Raw genomic sequence first — 16303 nt, forward strand, 5'->3', positions numbered from 1 at the left:
ATTTCAAAACCGTTGCGCTAACCTTGGAGGATGATTGTAAAAAATTGTTTATCAATAGATTTCTTTGTTGATTATCTTTAAGACACGAGCACAAATTACTCGAATTCTTCTCCTACCGATAGACGAGCCACGCTAGTCATGCATCGTTGCTTTGGCAGGATTAGTCTGCGAAGGTATCACTTCCGAACGTTTTCATTCTCCGGCCCGGCATCTAATGTTTCAGGGACCAGTACAGGAGGGAGTATTCCGGATGTGTAAAAGGTAAAGGGATACCGTGAGGCCGGCTTCTTCTTAACTTTCGAATGGCTGAATTCGTTCCACTTATTTTCGTACAAGGGGGGGTATCAGGCAACGGATCTGATCATGAAATTGAAACTCCAGCTGACTTTCAGAATCACCTTGAACAACTTCAAACAGGTGTGAATCAGAAAAAACAAGGTACTGATATGGGTGCTGGTTGAGCAATTTTGAAAAAGAAAAAACGCCTCGAAATGTTTGATTCCAAGGCGTTTATGAAGATGGTACGCGGTACTGGTTTCGAACCAGTGACCCCATGCGTGTGAAGCATGTGCTCTACCACTGAGCTAACCGCGCGTGTTTGGGACGGGGAGAATCTATAGGAGCCCTCCGGAATTGGCAAGATTTTTTTCCCGAACTTCCGGGAAAAAAGTTTCTGCGGGGCTCTTGGCGGGAATGGGAGCATGGTGGCTGAATTCCGGCTTGTAGAACATCGGCCGTCTTTTTACACTCCGGGCATGAGTTGCACAAGCCCACCCAGAGCCTGGGCCCAGATTGATACCGGTGCGTTGAAGCACAATCTCAACGTCGTACGCCGCATCATGCCGGACCATCGTTTGATGGCCATTGTGAAGGCGGAGGCTTACGGACACGGTCTGGAAGGCGTGGTGAAGGCTTTGGACGGCGAGGATTGCGCCTTTTTCGGCGTGGCGACCGTGGCGGAAGCCTGCCGGGTGCGGGATGCGGGGGCCAAAACGTGCCCGTTCATTCTTGGTCCCTGTTTTGCGGGAGAGCGGGAGGAGATTGTCCAGAACGGCTGGCGCGCTGCCCTTTCCAGCCTGGAGGAGGCGGAACATTTCAATTCCCTGGGGAGACTGTACAACAAGCCCGTGCATGTCCACCTGGGCGTGGATACGGGTATGGGGCGCAGCGGTTTTCTGCCCAGTGAACTGCATGGCCTGACGGAGAAGCTTAAGCAGTTCACTTTCCTGGATTTGGAAGGCGTGTTTTCCCACCTTTCCGCGGCATCGGACGATATTTCCTTCACGCACGGCCAGATCAGCGGCTTTGCGGAGGCGGTGAATGAACTTTCCCAAGGGCACGAGTACAAGTTCCGCCATTTGTGCAGCAGCGCGGCCGTGTTCAATTACAAGGTGCCTTGCGCCAACATGGTGAGGCTGGGAAGAATCCTGTACGGGTATTCCCCCATGCCGTCTCCCCACAACAAGGACCTGCGTCCCACGCTGACGCTCTACAGCCGCATTACCCTGATACGCACGTTGCCGGGCAATCACGGCGTTTCCTACAACCATTGCTATATCACGAAGGGATGCACGAAGGTGGCGACTATCGGCATCGGCTATGCGGACGGCTATCTTCAGTATTTGTCCAACCAGGGAGCGCGGGTGTATATCAACGGCCAGTATTGCCCCGTTCTGGGACGCATTACCATGGACCAGATCATGGTGGACGTCACATACATGGACCAGGTGAATACCGGTGACTTGGTGGAGATCATGGGCCCCAATGTGAGCTGGGAAGAGCTGACGCGCCGCGCCAATACCATTCCGAGCAACGTGCTGACCAGCATCAGTTCCCGTGTTCCGCGGATTTACGTGTGAGCGGTTTCGCGCGGAGGACGGATTCTATTGTTTTTCTTTTTTCCGGGATGCTTTCCCGGAAAGTTCCGGCTGTCATGCCATTCCGGATTTTGGAGAATTGGAAAAGCCTGCTGATGAAAACAGAGCAGTTTTTGAGGATATTGCCGGACGGACGGCTCCGCGCTTTTTAAGCTTTGGCCCGGTGGTTCGGAGTTTTTACTGTTTGCGGGTGTTTTTCCCGGCTGGCGAAAATTCTCGTTCCGTTATGTTTCAGGAGGGGGGTCCATCGCGGGAGGGGAGCAGAAATGCGGGGGCGGGGGAATGCTTGCAGGAAACAAGGAGGGTAAGGGAATTTTTTCGTCAGAAAGACGGTTTTTCTGACGTTCAGCTCTTCTTTTAATTTTCCGGCGGAGTTTTATCTCTGGCGGAGTTTGTTCCAGTCTTCCGGCTCCAGGGAGCAGGGGTCCGGAGCTACCCAGTGGCCTGGTTCTATTTCCACGGGCGTCAGGTCCGCTCCCACGGTTTCCGGGTAGGCGGGGTGCTGGATGCGGTGGCCGAAGGCGGAACCAAGCGGCGGGTTGATGGGGGAGGGCACATCCCCCGGCAGCGGCTGGTGCGTGTTGGCTTTGGCGGGGTCCGGTTCCGGAATGGCGTCCAGCAGGGCTTTGGTGTAGGCGTGTTTGGGCGCCTGGTAGATGGTTTCCGCGTCTGATATTTCCACGATTTTTCCCAAGTACATGACGGCCACGCGGTCGGAGATGTGTTTGACCACCGCCAGGTCATGGGCGATGAACAGGTAGGAGAGCTTGCGTTCCTCTTGGAGTTCCAGGAGCAGGTTGAGCACCTGGGATTGTACGGAGACGTCCAGGGCGGAAACGGGTTCGTCCAGAATAATGAGGCTGGGGTTCAGCGTGAGGGCGCGGGCGATGCCGATGCGCTGGCGCTGGCCGCCGGAAAATTCAAAGGGGAAGCGGTCGATGGCGCTGTCCGGCAGGCCTACGCGGTCCAGCAGTCCGCGCACCCATTCCCGGCGTTCCGCCGGAGTGCCCATTCGGTGGATGACGAAGGGTTCCGCCACGATCTGCCCGATGGATTGCCGTTGGTTGAGTGATTCCGCAGGGTCCTGGAAGACCATCTGGATGTGGGGCCGCAGGGGCCGCATTTTGCGCTGGGAAAGGGTGGCGATGTTCTGGCCGTTGAAGAGGATGGACCCTCCCGTGGGCTTCAGCAGGCGCACGATGCTTTTGCCGATGGTGGATTTTCCGCAGCCGGATTCCCCCACCAGCCCCAGCGTTTCGCCGGGATAGATGTTGAAGGAGACGTCGTCCACCGCCTTCACCCAGCCCGCCTGGCGCAGGAAGATCCCGGAGCGGACGGGAAAGTACATTTTCAGGTTGTTGACTTGCAAGAGTGGTTCCGGCATGGCAAAGGAGGGGTTAAAGGTTGGCGCAGCGGGGGCAGGCTTCCACGAAGTGCCCGGGGGTCACTTCCACCAGGGGCGGGCGTTCCGTCAGTTCCTCCGCAGGCACGCCCTGCCGCTGGCAGAAGCGGCAGCCGGGCACGAAGTCCGCAATGGAGGCCACCTGGCCGGGGATGGTGGGCAGCTTGGTCTTGCGCACGGAGCTTAATTGCGGGATGGAGGCCAGCAGGCCCCTGGTATAGGCATGGAGCGGATTGGAGAAGAGTTCCCGGACCGGGGCTTTTTCCACCACGCGTCCGGCATACATGACCACGACGGAGTCACAGCTCTGGGCGATGACGCCCAGATCATGTGTGATGAGGATGGAGGAGGAGCCCATTTCCGCCTGGAGGTCCTTGAGCAGGGAAAGAATTTGCGCCTGCACCGTGACGTCCAGCGCCGTGGTGGGTTCGTCCGCAATGATGAGTTCCGGATGGCAGGCTAGGGCAATGGCGATGACGACGCGCTGGCGCATGCCGCCGGAGAGCTGGTGCGGGAATTCGTCCACGCGCTGTTCCGGAGCGGGAATGCGGACGCGCTGCAGGAGCTGGATGGCGGCGTCGCGCGCTTCCCTGGCGTTCAGGCCGCGGTGGAGCATCAGGGATTCCCCGATTTGCCGCCCTATGCTGTGCACGGGGTTCAGGGCCGTCATGGGTTCCTGGAAGATGACGCCGATGTGCCTGCCGCGGATGCCGTGCATGTCCGTTTCCTTGGCCTGGACCAGGTCGCGTCCCTGGAACAGGATTTCCCCGTCCAGGATTTTTCCCATGGGCTGGGGCAGAAGGCGGACGATGGACATGGCCGTGACGCTCTTGCCGCAGCCGGATTCCCCCACGATGCCTACGCAGGAGCCCTTGGGGACGGTGAAGCTGACGCCGTCCACCGCTTTCAGCAGGCCGGATTCCGTCTCGAATCCGGTGACCAGGTTCTTGATTTCCAACAGGGGTTCGCTCACTTGTTATTTTTCCGTGGTAGGGGGTTCTTCCTGAGTGACGCCGTTTTCCGGGATGGCGGGGACGGAAGGCAGTTTGTCCGCGCCGTCCTTGTTGTCCAGGCTGTCGATGGAGTCAAGGAAGCGGTACTGGTCGTACACGGCGTCCACTTCCTCGAAGGTTCTGCCCTCCCGCTTGGCTTCCAGCGTTTCTTTCTTCACGTCGTTGTCCACCCAGTATAGGTAGCTTTCCATGGGGTCGAAGACGACCGGATGGCAGAATTGCGTGGTGGCGCTGTTGGGCCATTTGACCCATCGCCAATAGCCCAGGCGGATGAATTCCGTGGTCCAGCAGGGCACCCACAGGGCTTCGTCATGAATTTTCTGCTGCACTTTCCAGGTGGCTTTCTGCAGTTCGTCTTCCGTGGCGGCGTTCGTTTCGTCGTCCAGCAACTTGTCCATCTCCTTGTCCGCATACGCGGTGATGTTGTTGGTGTACGTGATGAGGCTGCCGCGTTCGTCGTAGGCGTAGCGGGAATGGAAGCCCTGCTCGTTCATGGGGTGGGGCGGAGTGAATCCCCAGGCCATGAAGGAGGCCTGGGCGCGTTTTTCCATGATCTTGCGGAAGGCTACGGTGGAGTCCAGCGGGTCAAGCTGGATTTCCAGGCCGCACTTGCGGGCGTCCTCCTTCAGCTTGCCCAGTGTGGAGGCCAGGGTGGGGGAGGAGTTGGGGAACGTGATGGCGGCGGTCAGACGGGTGCCGTCCGGCTTGCGGAGAATACCGTCCGGGCACGGAATGGTATATCCCGCGCTGGCGAAGAAGGCCCGCGCCTGTTCCGGAGAGTAGGGGCGCGCCTTGATGTAGGGGTTGGTGAATTTTCCGAAGCCGGAGTCGTAGGAGTTGAGGCGCTGGTAGTCCCCACGGAACGTGATGTCAATGATGTTCTGGATATTCAGCGCGTGCTGGAAGCCCAGGCGAACGTTGAGGTCGTTGAACGGCGGCTTGGAGGTGTTCAGGAAGATGCCCGTGGGAGGCCGCGGGTAGATGGTGTAGAAGGTGCTGCGGTTGATGTAGCCGTTATGGACCTCCGGTATTTCCATGCGTTCGTGCCACAGCTCCGGCTTCGTGATGTTCAGCACGTCCAGCTCTCCGATGCGGAAGAGTTCAATGGCCTTGGACGGTTCCCCGATGAAGTTGTACACGATCTGGTCCACGTTATACATGTACTTCGTGAACTTTTTATCCTTGCCCCACCAGTCCGGTATGCGCTGGAGGATGACCTGCCGCCCGCGGATGATGCCGTCGGGCTTCACCACGTAGGCCCCGGTGGTGGGAGGCACGCGCCACTGGTAGCGTTCCACGTAGCTGGGGCCGAACTCGCAGTAGAAATGCGGCGGGGACGGGATGAACAGGGTGCAGTAGTAGGGCAGCAGGGGTTTGGGGGAGGGAAGAGTGACGGAGAAGCGGCTGTCGTCGTAAATGGTGATGTTGGAGGCGTTCTGGTAGTAGAAGTTGTTGTAAAAAACGTCACGGCTGTGTTCCGAGGTTCGGATGTACATGTTCACCAGCAGGTCCACCGCCTTGACCTTGGCTCCGTCCGAGTAGCGGGCGTCCGGGTCCAGTTCGAAATAGACGGTGCGCCTGTCCGGGGATTCCGCCCATTTCCGGGCGATGCCGGGAATGATTTTTCCGGTGACCGGGTGGATGGAGACGAGGCCGATGATGATTTCATCATACAGGGGGCCGCGGAATCCGCTGTTGCTGTTCGGGCCGTTGGGGCGGAACGTGTCCGGGTAGGAGCCGGGGGCCCACTGGCGCAGAACGCCGCCTTTTTTGGCGTTCGGGTCGCCTATTTCCGGATTGTCCAGCCCGTCTTCCCATTTGAGGTCTGCGGGGATGTCCGCCGGAGTCTTGAATTGGATGTAGTCCCCTTCGCTCTGTCTCCGATGAATGACGGACAGCGCGGCTTCGTCGGAGATGAGTTTGCTCTGCAGTTTTTCACGGATTTTGGGGTCTTCCTCCTTGAAGAATTTTTCCCGGAGTTCCCGGATTTCCTTTTGCTTGGCCGCTTCTTCCCGGGCCAGCCTGTCGTTGATCTGCCTGTTCCACCGTTCCGGGAAGGTGTCGAAACCCGGCGGCAGGGTTCCGAAAGGAACGTTCGGCTGCCAGCCCACCCCCTGGGATTGGGAGGAATCCTTGCAGCCGGCGCTCGCTGTCAGCAGAAGGGACACGGAGACGGAGGCAAGGATCGTGCGGAGAATGGCGGAAAGCTTGAGCATGGAGTCTGTGAAAAAGGGAATATTCTTATTTGTAAGTGGTGAATTTTTTTGGGTCGAAGGCTTCGCGGACAGCCTCCCCGATGAAGGTGACGAGCAGCAGAGTGATGACCAGGGCGGAGAAGGCGGAGGTAACCACCCAGGAGGCGGAAAGGTCCGCAAGGCCGTCATTCAGCAGGCGCCCCCAGCTTGCATAGGTGTCCGGAAGGCCGAAGCCGAGATAGTCCAGGGATGCCAGGGCCAGGATCAGGGCGGAGACGCTGAACGGCACCAGCGTGACCAGGATGGCGACCAGGTTCGGCAGGATGTGGACAAAGAGGATGCGGTTGGTGGACGCCCCCACCACGCGCGCCGCCGCCACGTAGTCCCGCGCCTTTTCCTTCATGGTGGAGGTTCGGAGCTGGTAGGTCATGGACATCCACCCGAACATGATCAGCAGGCTGATGATCAGGAACATGCCTTTCATGTGAAGAGGCACCATGTCCGAGATGATCATGATGATGAAGAGGAAGGGCACCTGGGAGAAGATTTCTATGAGGCGCTGCATGCCGAGGTCGAACATGCCGCCGAAGTACCCCATCATCATTCCGAAGGTGATGCCGATGAAGTACACGATGGGCAGGTAGAAGATGGCGGCTTTCATGTTGACCTGAAGGCCTCCGTACAGGTAGGCCAGGATGTCCGCCCCCTGGGTGTTGGTGCCCAGCAGGTGGCCGCCCTTGAGGGGCGGCGCCGGGTGGTAGAAGATGCGGCTGATTTTGTTTTCATCCGTCTGTTTCAGGAAATCCTCCTTGGTGCCGGGGCCGTTGTAGTGTTCCGCCACAATCTTGTTGTTCTCGTACGTGGCGCTGTACACTTCCGTCCTGTCCTCCAGCCATCCGGTGGCGCGGTCCACCTTTTTTCCCTTGCGGAATTTGTAGCTGATGTGCGGCAGGGCTTCTTCATCCTTATGCAGGCGGGAGGCAAGGCCGGAGTACGGCTTTCCATCGGCTTCGCAGACCAGGCCCTCTTCATTCACGACCAGCGCTTCCGAGCCCGGATTGGTGGAATCCCCCGTGGGGTCGTAGGGGACGAGGGGCATGACGACCAGGGAGGGTTTTCCGGGCTGGCCCGCCTGTTTTTTCAGTTCCCGGTAGTTGGCTTCCGCATCCGCAAAGTCCCCGGTCTGACCGAAGGTGGAACCCTTGTACACCTTGCGCATGATGGCGGGGAAGTACCAGGATCCGTCCTGAATGACCAGCAGCGCCCTTTTTCCCACCAGGCACTGGTCCATGCAGGCCAGCAGCGTCAGGGCCAGCAGGATGACCAGGGAGACGTAGCCGCGGGAAATGCTTTTGAACCTTTGGAGGCGTCTTTTGGTGATTGGCGTGGGGCGGAACCGGCGCGGTCCTTTCAGCCTGATCCAGAGGCCCGCTCCGGCCATGACCAGCACGCAGGCCCAGCCAAACCACAGGAATTTTCCCTGAGGCGTCAGGAGGCCGCTGTTGTTCTGGTCCGCGCAGACGATGTGAAGCATGCTCATTTCCCGCGAGACAGTGAAGGGCCAGCTCAGCGTGGGGAGGAGCAGCCCGCACAGCTCGCCCGCGGCGGTGAGGACCGCCAGGATGATGAGAAGGTATGCCAGTTTTCTAACCATGTGTGTTATTCAAATTTGATGCGCGGGTCTACGGCGGCCACGATGATGTCGGAAAGCAGGTTGCCCAGCACCATCAGGAAGGAGGTGAGCAGCAGCGTGCCCATGATCAGGGCGTAGTCCTTGTCCATCAGGGCCTGGTAGCTCAGCATGCCGAAGCCCTGGATGTCGAACACCTTTTCCACCAACATGGAGCCGGCCACAATCAGGCTGATCAGGCTACCGAGCGTGGAAGCAATGGGAATGAAGGAGTTGCGGAAGGCGTGCTTGATCACGGCCCCCTTGAAGCTCACGCCTTTGGCCATGGCTGTCCGGACGTAGTCGGAGGAAAGGTTGTCCATCAGGTTGTTCTTCATCATCATCGTAGTGATGGCGAAGGAGCTGACCACGTAGCAGATCAGGGGCAACACGGTATGGTGCAGCAGGTCGGCCGCCTGTTCCCAGAATCCCATGTCCGCAAAGTCCGCGGAGGTAAGGCCGCACAGCGGGAACCATTCCAGGCGCGCGCCCAGGTACACCACGAGCACGGCGCCCAGCGCAAAGCCGGGAACGGAATACCCCAGGAAGATCAGCACGGAGGAAATGTTGTCCACCACGCTCTTGTGCCGTATGGCCTTCACAATGCCCAGGGGAATGCACACGGAATACGTGATGATGGCGCTCAGGATGCCGAAGTACAGGGAGACAGGAATGCGCTCCTTGATCATGTCCCATACCGGTTCATTGTATTTGAAGGAGTTGCCCATGGTGCCCTGGAGCAGGCCGTCAAAGCTTGTCTTGTACATCACGGCCCGCCAGGCATAGCCTTTCGCCTTGTCCTGAATGGCCCCCTCATTTCCCGTCTGCCGCATGCGCCTGGCCCAGCGTTCGGCGCGGTCCATTGGGGATTCCACCTCCACCGTCCATCCTTCCGTAGCCGCTTTCCGGGAAGGCGTCCCGGAAAAGAAGGCGTCCTTGACTTCCTTGGAATCCTTGTCCGGCCGCACGACGACGACCTGTTCTCCCGTCTCGTTCAGATTGATTTTGGTGTGGGTGTCGGAAATGCCGGCATATTCGTCCTCCCTGTCTGCCGGCTCCTCACCGGTAATAATCCCGAATTCCTCACGGGAAATGGAAATCTTCTTGGGCAGCACGCCCAACCATTGAAGATAGGCCGTGACGATGGGTTCCTGAAGGCTGTACTGCTCTTCCAGCCGCTCCATGTCGGCCTCGCTCAGGTTGTTGTCCCCGCGCTGGGAGCCCGCCTTCTGACCGGACAGGGCGCTCATGCTCTGCTGCTGCATCATTTGTTCAATGGGACCTCCCGGAACAAAGCGGGTTATGCAAAAGACGAGGAAGGTGACCCCCAGGAGCGTCAGGGGCATGAGAAGGAGTCGTCTGATGATATAGGTCTTCATTCGTCGCGCAGAACTCTACTGGTTTGTGGCATGCGAGGCAAGCCGCAATCCTTGTTTGTGAGCCTTTCCTAACATGTGGCTTTCCACGTTTTCCCCGGTTCCGGCATGGAGAATACAGAAAAACCGCCAAAATGGCGCCGTATTTCCGGTTTCCGGCCCTGGATGTCCGGCCGCTGTGCGCGGAGGGCTATATTCCTTCCCCCAGTCGGCGCGCCAGCATGTCCGGCAGTCCGGCCGCCAGAATGCGCCGCTGGGCTTCCTCCACGTCGTATTCCACGCGGCGCTGGTAATAAACCATACCGTCCGTATCCAGAATGCCGTAGGCTGCGCGGGGGTCCCCGTCGCGCGGCTGTCCTACGGAACCTACATTGATCAGGTATTTGTTGGTTTTGAGGAGCTGGATATCTCCGGACTCGTACTCCTGGATGCTCCCTTCGTGCCGGATGAAGGTGCGCGGAACGTGGGTGTGGCCGTTGAAGCAGAGGAACTGGTTGTCCCGCAGCATGTTGATGCTGTGCGTAGCCGTGTCCACATTTGTGACGTATGCCCAGGAGTTGGGCTTGTCCTGCGTGGCGTGCACCAGCACGATTTCATTGGGAAGAATGCGCTGGAAGGGAGCGCGGCGCAGCCATTTCTTCTGCTCGTCGGAAAGCTGCTGGCGCGTCCACATCAAGGCGCTGTACGCCACGGGATTCATGCCTGCCGGGTTGTCTTCCCCGATCGCTTCCTCGTCGTGGTTGCCGCGAACGGTGGGAATCTGTCGGGAACGGATGAATTCAAGGCATTCGGAAGGATTGGCGTTGTAGCCCACAATATCACCCAGGCAGTAAACGGCATCGCATTGCAGCTGTTCTATATCCTTCATCACCGCTTCCAGGGCGGGCAGGTTGGCATGGATGTCACTGATCAGGGCTATTCTACTCATGGTGTTGCGAAAGCCCAGTATAGCGCATTTCCCGTTTTTTGCCAAGCGGGTAAATGGAACCGGCGGAGCAACGGCCAAAGGCCCTGGGCTGAATATCCGCGTGGAGGGGTAAAGGCGGCAAAATGATTCGGCGGAGGTAAAACATTTTTTATTCCCTGAAATCCTTAGTCTTTGCCATCCGGCGCCGGATCATCCGGGTTGGCCTCAGGCAGGGATTCCAGAGTTTCCCTCAGTCCGTCCACGGGGTATCTGAGGGAATTGGCCAAGTGGGCGGTCATCATGTCGCGCGCGATTTCGTCTGTAGGATAAAGTTCGCGGAAGGGAATCCTGTCCTTTTCCGGAACATGCAGACGGTTTTCCAGCACGAAAATGTTGGTGACCAGGCTGGGAACGCGGTTGCGGGGGTCTTTGAACAATTCTTTCCCCAGTTTCAGAGCCTCCCTGGATTTGGAGGGGACGCGGGCCAGGGCGTAAAACTCCTTGCGCGCCGTGAGGGCTGGAGCGCCCAGTTCTCGGGCTTTCCGGTAGACTTCCGCGGCCTTTTCAAAATCCGGCTGGCGGTACGTATCGCTGTACATGTTGCCCAGCAGAGAATACAGGTACCAACTGCCGGGATTGGCCTTGATGCCCTTTTGCAGGAAATCGCGTCCCTTCTGAATGTACTTGCGGAATCCTTCCCGGCGTTCCAGAGGGGAAAGGCGCTTGTTGTCCAGATAGCTGGAGGAAGCGTTGTTCCCCAGATGCCAGGAACCGTTGTCCCAGTAAAAATCGGAATGCGGGGCAAGGGCGGTGATCTGGTTGTATCGGCGCTCCAGATTGGTCCAGTCGGAAATCAGGAAGCAGTCGAAGGCCTCCATGCTCAGCACCGCCGCCACCAGGGAACGCAGGCCGCCCAGGGACACCATGGCAAGCTGTTGTTCCAGATAATCGGAGGATGAAAGGTTCACCGGCTCTTCCAGCAGTCCAGCGTTCTTCTCCTGCTCCAGAATACGTTCCTGCAGGGGCAGGCGGATCATGCCGAAGCCCAGCAGGGCAATGATGAAAATGACGGTGTTTTTCAGCATGATTCGCGGGGGTGCGGCAGATTAATCCATTTTCAGGCGCTGGCGGATATCCCTGTCCAGTTGTTCCCATTCGGGTACGGAGGCTCCGGCCTGATGGGCTTTAGCGAGGGGATCGCCCCAGATGGCCGTGTATTCGATGGGGCGTCCTTCGTTGTAGTCCACGGCGCTGGACGGGATGAAGGCTCCCATGCTTTCCGTGCGGGAAAGGTGGAATTCGACCAGGTCGTTCGGCAACGTGTGGCCGCGGGCTTTGGCGGCCCGGACCACTTCTTCCATGATGCGGCGGACACGGGCGACGTTTTCCGGGTTTTTGTAGAGTTCCGCGATGCTGATGCCCCCCAGCGCCAAGCAGAGCCCGTTGAACGGTATGTTCCAGACGAGCTTGTACCACTGGATCTGTTCCGCGTTGTCAAAGGCGCGTGTCTTGATGCCCGCCCCGGCAAAGAGAGCGGAAAGTTCCTGCGCCTTTGCGGAGCCCTCCGGCGACGGGACGAACGGTGCGAATTGAATGTTGCCGCCTTCCAAATGGTTGATGTGGCCCGGTTCCTCCCGCATGGCGCAGATGAAGCACAGGCCCACGTAAATGCGGTCCGACGGGATAATACGGGCGATTTCCTCCGCGTTTCCCATGCCATTCTGGAGAGTGGCGGCCACCGTGTCTGGTCCCATCAAGGGAGGGAGGGCCTTGGCAAATCCCGCATTGGCCGTGCTTTTCCAGGCGACGACGACGAGATCCACCGGACCGACTTCCGACGCTTCCCGGTATACCTTGATGCGGGGCAGCGAAATGTTCCCGTGCAGGCTTTTCACTTCCAGACCGTGTTCTTTCAGGTAGTCGTATTCCGAGCGTACGATGAACGATACGTCGTGGCCGGATTTCTGAAGTCTGGCTCCGTAATAGCAGCCGAGCGCCCCGGCTCCCAGAATGGCTATTTTCATGGCGGTGAAGGAGGGTGTTTTTTCTTGGACCGTTTACAGCCCCTGGACGTTGCCTTTGTTGTCCAGATAGATGTGCATGGCGTTCGGGGAGACGGGCAGGGCGGGCATGCGCATGATTTCCCCGCAGAGGGCTACCAGGAATCCGGCCCCGTTGGCGATTTCAAAGTCGCGCACGGTGACGGTGAATCCGGTGGGGCGGCCACGCAGCCTGCCGTTGTCGGAAAGAGAGTTCTGGGTTTTTGCCATGCAGATGGGGAGGTCCGTTAGACGGCTGGCTTCAAACTGGGCCAGCTTTTTTTTGGCCGCAGGCGTCAGTTCCACGCCGTCCGCTCCGTAAATGCTGCGGGCGATGATATTGAGTTTTTCCTCCACGGGTAGGGCAGATTCATACAGGGGCTTGAAGGGCGGGGAAGGACGGTCTGCCGCTTCTACCACGATTTGGGCCAGTTCCTTCCCGCCTTCCCCTCCGCGGGAAAAGATGTCCGCAATGGCGCAGGGGATGCCGCGTTCCGCGCAGTGCTCCATGATGGCGTCCAGTTCCTCCTGGGAGTCATCAAAGAATTTGTTGACGGCCACGACCACGGGGCGCTTGTAGTGGGCGGCGGCGTCCAGATGGGCGTCTAGGTTTGCCAAGCCCTTTTTCAGGGCGGCCACGTCCGTGTTTTTCAGATCCGCCAGGGCGGTTCCTCCGTGCATTTTCAGGGCGCGGGCCGTGGCGACGATGACGATGGCCGCGGGATTCAGGCCGGACTGGCGGCATTTGATATCCAAAAATTTTTCCGCACCCAGATCAAAGGCGAATCCGGCTTCCGTCACGGCATAGTCACCGAAGTGGAGAGCCATTTTCGTAGCCAGCACGGAGTTGCAGCCGTGGGCGATGTTGGCGAATGGGCCGCCGTGCAGGAAGCAGGGCACGCCTTCCACGCTCTGGACCAGGTTCGGCATCAGGGCGTCTTTCAGCAGGGCCATGACGGAGCCGGTAATGCCCAGTTCCTTGGCGAAAACGGGTTTGTCGTCCGCCGTGAAGCCGATAACGATGCGGTTGATGCGATTCTCCATGTCCTTGTAGGACGTAGCCAGGCACAGGCATGCCATGATTTCAGAAGCCGGGGTGATGTCGAACCCTGTTTCCCGCGGGAATCCCTGCCTGTTGAGGCCCACGATGATGGAGCGCAGGGCGCGGTCGTTCATGTCCATCACGCGCTTCCACGTGACTTTGCGTTCGTCAATGTTCAGCGTGTGGAAGAACATGGCGTTGTCAATGATGGCGCTGATGAGGTTGTGCGCGGAGGTGATGGCGTGGAAGTCCCCCGTAAAGTGCATATTGATTTCCTCCATCGGCGTCAGGGAGCTTTGTCCGCCGCCGGTGGCGCCGCCCTTGCGACCGAAGACGGGACCCATGGAAGGCTGGCGGAGCGCCAGGCAGGCTTTCTTGCCGATGGCCTGAAGTCCCTGTGCCAGACCGATGGACACGGTGGTTTTTCCTTCTCCGGAGGGGGTGGGGGTGATGGCGGATACCAGGATGAGCTTGCCGGGAGTGGCGGTCTTGTCGAGCACATTCAAGGGAATCTTGGCCTTGTTGCGGCCGAAGGGAATGACGTCGTTTTCATCGACGCCCAGCTTGCTGACACAATGGGAGAATGCGGGAATGACCATGTGCGTATGATGACGGAAGTACGGGGCTTTTGCAAGAAGTTCGTGGACTGTGGAGGGAGGAATCCGGGCCGTTTTTTACAGCCGGCGGGGAGGGACGGCGGAGGCCGGGCAACGGACGGAGAGGACGATGGCAATCAACCGGAGGGATTGTTTCCTCCTGCGGGATGAAAGGACCGGAGCACGGGAACAGAAAACGGAAGAGGGTACCTGATAACGGCGGCATTGTTTTTGAAAAATGGAGGCAGGCGAAGGGAAAGATTCTTGCCGGTTCCTACAGGAAAAAGAGGGAAGGAGGACGAGCGGGAGAAAGGCGGAAAAACTCCGGACCTTTTCCGGCGAAAGGCAGGTTCATCATGATTTTTCCGCGGAAAACCGGGAAGAAAACGGTTGCCGACTGGGTTGCTGCAAGGGAGCATAGGTTGCATGCAAACTTTGTGTCTTTGCTTTAAGGCTGTTGAAACGGTCTGTTCGTTTTTGGGGAGAGGAAAATCCCTTTTCCATTTTATGATAGAATAAGCCGGGGAAATGGGTATAGTTTCCGAACGCCTGCGACGATGACGGGCGGCGCTTATCCCTCCACCACCATGAGTACCAACCAACCATTGAATGCCGGAGGCGGTCACATCGCCTGGGTAGATTTTCTGCGCATCCTGGCGTGCTTCCTCGTCGTGCTGGCCCATTGCTGCGATCCCTTCGTTGGGAGCTTTGACGGCAGTTTCGACTTTAAGTCGGGCGTCTTCATCGGCAGCCTCGTACGGCCCTGTGTTCCTTTGTTTGCGATGATTTCCGGCGTCCTGCTTTTTCCCGTGACGATGGAAATGGGCGCTTTCTATTCACGCCGGCTCAAGAGGATTCTGATTCCGCTGGTCGTGTGGTCCCTGGCGCTTCCCCTGTTTTACTTCCTCTACTTTGCCGCGGGCGTGCAGACGGCCAACCCCAACATCGTGATGGACACTTATACCTGGAGCGCCACGGTCGACAAGCTGTACACCTTTATTTTCAATTTCAATTATGACACCACTCCTCTCTGGTACGTGTACATGCTCGTGGGTTTGTACCTGTTCATGCCCATCATGAGCGCATGGCTGACCCAGGCCAAAAGGAAGGACGTGAAGATTTTCCTGGGAATCTGGATATTCAGCGTGGTCCTGCCGTACGTCCAGATGCTGGCTCCGGCGCTGGGGTATGAGGGCAATTACGGCAATATGGGGATTCTGGGCATCTGCGACTGGAACCCGTACGGCATGTTCTACAACTTCGCGGGCTTCATGGGGTACATGGTGCTTGCCCATTATTTGATGAAGTATCCCCTGGACTGGAACTGGAAAAAGACTCTCTCCATCACGCTCCCCCTGTTCCTGGCCGGCTTTGCCATTACCTTCTTCGGCTTCCTGGAAACGCAGAAGCATTTTCCCGGCCAGTATTCCAAGCTGGAGATTCTGTGGTACTTTTCCGGTATCAACGTGTTTATGATGACCTTTGCCATCTTCGCCATAGTGAGTAAACTCCGGATTAAAACCAGCCCGGCATTGTCCCGGATAGCCGCCCTGACCTTCGGCGTGTACCTGTGCCACTTCTTCTTTGTGCAGTGCGCCTATGATGCTATTGACTTCATCGGGTGGACGGGTCTTCCCGCCTGCGTGAAAATTCCGTTGATGGCCTGCCTGGCGTCCGCAGTTTCGCTCTTCCTTGTCTGGCTGCTGAACCTCAACAGGTGGACGCGCAAGAGCATCATGTAAAAGATCCGGATATTTGTTTGCACGGACGCTGCGGAACGAGTGAAACTGTTCCGCAGCGTTTTTTGTTCGGGAAGGCTTTTTTCCGTGGGGGACAGCAAAGGCTGCGGTGTGGTTTGAGGAAAGTTGCTGGACGAATCGTCGTGGTCATTTTATTATAAATACGCACCACGTGCAGGCACCGGTTGTCCGGATGAGGCATCTCTTTTGAAGAGAAGAGCCGGCATCCGTGGTTCCCGGCGCCAACCCCAAGCACACAGGAAATTCCCGGGAAGTCGGCGATTTTCATAACCTGTTGGGGATATTAGATTGACAGTAATGATCATTTTTTAAGGCGTGGGTGCTTGCAGATTGATATGGCAGGTTGGCGCAAATCATTATTTGTGCAATTAATGATCAATTTGTAAGCACCCCTGCCGTCGCACCCTCACGGGTGCGTGGATTGAAA

Annotated in this window: 14 protein-coding genes and 1 tRNA gene; 4 read left to right on the plus strand and 11 right to left on the minus strand. The window is 58.0% G+C overall.

All coding sequences use genetic code 11. The annotated features are described in order from the left end of the window. Positions 1 to 302: 302 nt before the first annotated feature. On the plus strand, positions 303 to 461 hold the full coding sequence (locus HMPREF3039_RS13845) for a hypothetical protein (protein ID WP_153812552.1): 159 nt from the start codon (positions 303 to 305) through the stop codon (positions 459 to 461). A gap of 58 nt (positions 462 to 519) precedes the next feature. Here HMPREF3039_RS13845 and HMPREF3039_RS09370 read toward each other — a convergent pair. Next, positions 520 to 594 (minus strand) — tRNA-Val (locus HMPREF3039_RS09370). 161 nt (positions 595 to 755) lie between these two features. Between HMPREF3039_RS09370 and alr the strand changes: the two genes are divergently transcribed. Then, on the plus strand, positions 756 to 1859 hold the full coding sequence (gene alr, locus HMPREF3039_RS09375) for an alanine racemase (RefSeq protein ID WP_082770148.1): 1104 nt from the start codon (positions 756 to 758) through the stop codon (positions 1857 to 1859). Between the two features lie 394 nt (positions 1860 to 2253). Here the strand turns inward: alr and HMPREF3039_RS09380 are convergent, their stop codons facing one another. From HMPREF3039_RS09380 to HMPREF3039_RS09420, 9 genes are all read right to left on the minus strand, one after another. Then, positions 2254 to 3261, minus strand: coding sequence for an ABC transporter ATP-binding protein (locus HMPREF3039_RS09380; protein WP_067571749.1), 1008 nt, complete (start codon positions 3259 to 3261; stop codon positions 2254 to 2256). 13 nt (positions 3262 to 3274) lie between these two features. Continuing rightward, positions 3275 to 4252, minus strand: a complete 978-nt coding sequence (locus HMPREF3039_RS09385; protein WP_067571751.1) for an ABC transporter ATP-binding protein — start codon at positions 4250 to 4252, stop codon at positions 3275 to 3277. A 3-nt stretch (positions 4253 to 4255) separates the two neighbouring features. Continuing rightward, positions 4256 to 6508 carry an extracellular solute-binding protein gene (locus HMPREF3039_RS09390; protein ID WP_067571753.1) on the minus strand — a complete coding sequence of 751 codons (2253 nt, stop codon included), beginning with the start codon at positions 6506 to 6508 and terminating at the stop codon, positions 4256 to 4258. A gap of 25 nt (positions 6509 to 6533) precedes the next feature. Then, a complete protein-coding gene (locus HMPREF3039_RS09395) occupies positions 6534 to 8141 on the minus strand; it encodes an ABC transporter permease subunit (protein ID WP_067571755.1) in 1608 nt (535 codons plus the stop codon). 5 nt (positions 8142 to 8146) lie between these two features. Further along, a complete protein-coding gene (locus tag HMPREF3039_RS09400) occupies positions 8147 to 9535 on the minus strand; it encodes an ABC transporter permease (RefSeq protein WP_067571757.1) in 1389 nt (462 codons plus the stop codon). 187 nt (positions 9536 to 9722) lie between these two features. Beyond that, positions 9723 to 10460, minus strand: a complete 738-nt coding sequence (locus HMPREF3039_RS09405) for a metallophosphoesterase family protein (RefSeq protein WP_067571768.1) — start codon at positions 10458 to 10460, stop codon at positions 9723 to 9725. Between the two features lie 164 nt (positions 10461 to 10624). After that, positions 10625 to 11524 (minus strand): FHA domain-containing protein, encoded by a 900-nt coding sequence (locus HMPREF3039_RS09410; RefSeq protein ID WP_067571759.1) that lies wholly within the window; start codon positions 11522 to 11524, stop codon positions 10625 to 10627. A 21-nt stretch (positions 11525 to 11545) separates the two neighbouring features. Continuing rightward, positions 11546 to 12463, minus strand: a complete 918-nt coding sequence (locus HMPREF3039_RS09415) for a 2-dehydropantoate 2-reductase (protein ID WP_067571761.1) — start codon at positions 12461 to 12463, stop codon at positions 11546 to 11548. 33 nt (positions 12464 to 12496) lie between these two features. Beyond that, the gene (locus tag HMPREF3039_RS09420; protein ID WP_067571762.1) at positions 12497 to 14119 is read right to left on the minus strand and encodes a formate--tetrahydrofolate ligase; all 1623 of its coding nucleotides are present in this window, start codon (positions 14117 to 14119) and stop codon (positions 12497 to 12499) included. 164 nt (positions 14120 to 14283) lie between these two features. Here HMPREF3039_RS09420 and HMPREF3039_RS09425 point away from each other — a divergent pair, with 164 nt between their 5' ends. Together HMPREF3039_RS09425 and HMPREF3039_RS09430 are read left to right on the plus strand one after the other, a co-directional pair. After that, positions 14284 to 14568, plus strand: a complete 285-nt coding sequence (locus tag HMPREF3039_RS09425; RefSeq protein ID WP_067571764.1) for a hypothetical protein — start codon at positions 14284 to 14286, stop codon at positions 14566 to 14568. A 135-nt stretch (positions 14569 to 14703) separates the two neighbouring features. After that, positions 14704 to 15858, plus strand: a complete 1155-nt coding sequence (locus HMPREF3039_RS09430) for an acyltransferase (RefSeq protein WP_067571769.1) — start codon at positions 14704 to 14706, stop codon at positions 15856 to 15858. Here HMPREF3039_RS09430 and HMPREF3039_RS13850 read toward each other — a convergent pair. Further along, positions 15851 to 16144, minus strand: a complete 294-nt coding sequence (locus HMPREF3039_RS13850) for a hypothetical protein (RefSeq protein WP_147549771.1) — start codon at positions 16142 to 16144, stop codon at positions 15851 to 15853. The two genes, HMPREF3039_RS09430 and HMPREF3039_RS13850, sit on opposite strands and share 8 nt — an antisense overlap. Between the last annotated feature and the right edge of the window lie 159 nt (positions 16145 to 16303).

This window comes from Akkermansia sp. KLE1798 (assembly GCF_001580195.1).
Taxonomy (GTDB): Bacteria; Verrucomicrobiota; Verrucomicrobiia; order Verrucomicrobiales; family Akkermansiaceae; genus Akkermansia; species Akkermansia biwaensis.

Bases quoted from the DNA above. Each gene is read 5' to 3' on its own strand.
- HMPREF3039_RS13845 (WP_153812552.1), top strand. From the start codon at position 303: ATGGCTGAATTCGTTCCACTTATTTTCGTACAAGGGGGGGTATCAGGC.
- alr (WP_082770148.1), top strand. From the start codon at position 756: ATGAGTTGCACAAGCCCACCCAGAGCCTGGGCCCAGATTGATACCGGT.
- HMPREF3039_RS09380 (WP_067571749.1), bottom strand. From the start codon at position 3,261: ATGCCGGAACCACTCTTGCAAGTCAACAACCTGAAAATGTACTTTCCC.
- HMPREF3039_RS09390 (WP_067571753.1), bottom strand. From the start codon at position 6,508: ATGCTCAAGCTTTCCGCCATTCTCCGCACGATCCTTGCCTCCGTCTCC.
- HMPREF3039_RS09395 (WP_067571755.1), bottom strand. From the start codon at position 8,141: ATGGTTAGAAAACTGGCATACCTTCTCATCATCCTGGCGGTCCTCACC.
- HMPREF3039_RS09400 (WP_067571757.1), bottom strand. From the start codon at position 9,535: ATGAAGACCTATATCATCAGACGACTCCTTCTCATGCCCCTGACGCTC.
- HMPREF3039_RS09405 (WP_067571768.1), bottom strand. From the start codon at position 10,460: ATGAGTAGAATAGCCCTGATCAGTGACATCCATGCCAACCTGCCCGCC.
- HMPREF3039_RS09410 (WP_067571759.1), bottom strand. From the start codon at position 11,524: ATGCTGAAAAACACCGTCATTTTCATCATTGCCCTGCTGGGCTTCGGC.
- HMPREF3039_RS09415 (WP_067571761.1), bottom strand. From the start codon at position 12,463: ATGAAAATAGCCATTCTGGGAGCCGGGGCGCTCGGCTGCTATTACGGA.
- HMPREF3039_RS09420 (WP_067571762.1), bottom strand. From the start codon at position 14,119: ATGGTCATTCCCGCATTCTCCCATTGTGTCAGCAAGCTGGGCGTCGAT.
- HMPREF3039_RS09425 (WP_067571764.1), top strand. From the start codon at position 14,284: ATGAAAGGACCGGAGCACGGGAACAGAAAACGGAAGAGGGTACCTGAT.
- HMPREF3039_RS09430 (WP_067571769.1), top strand. From the start codon at position 14,704: ATGAGTACCAACCAACCATTGAATGCCGGAGGCGGTCACATCGCCTGG.
- HMPREF3039_RS13850 (WP_147549771.1), bottom strand. From the start codon at position 16,144: ATGAAAATCGCCGACTTCCCGGGAATTTCCTGTGTGCTTGGGGTTGGC.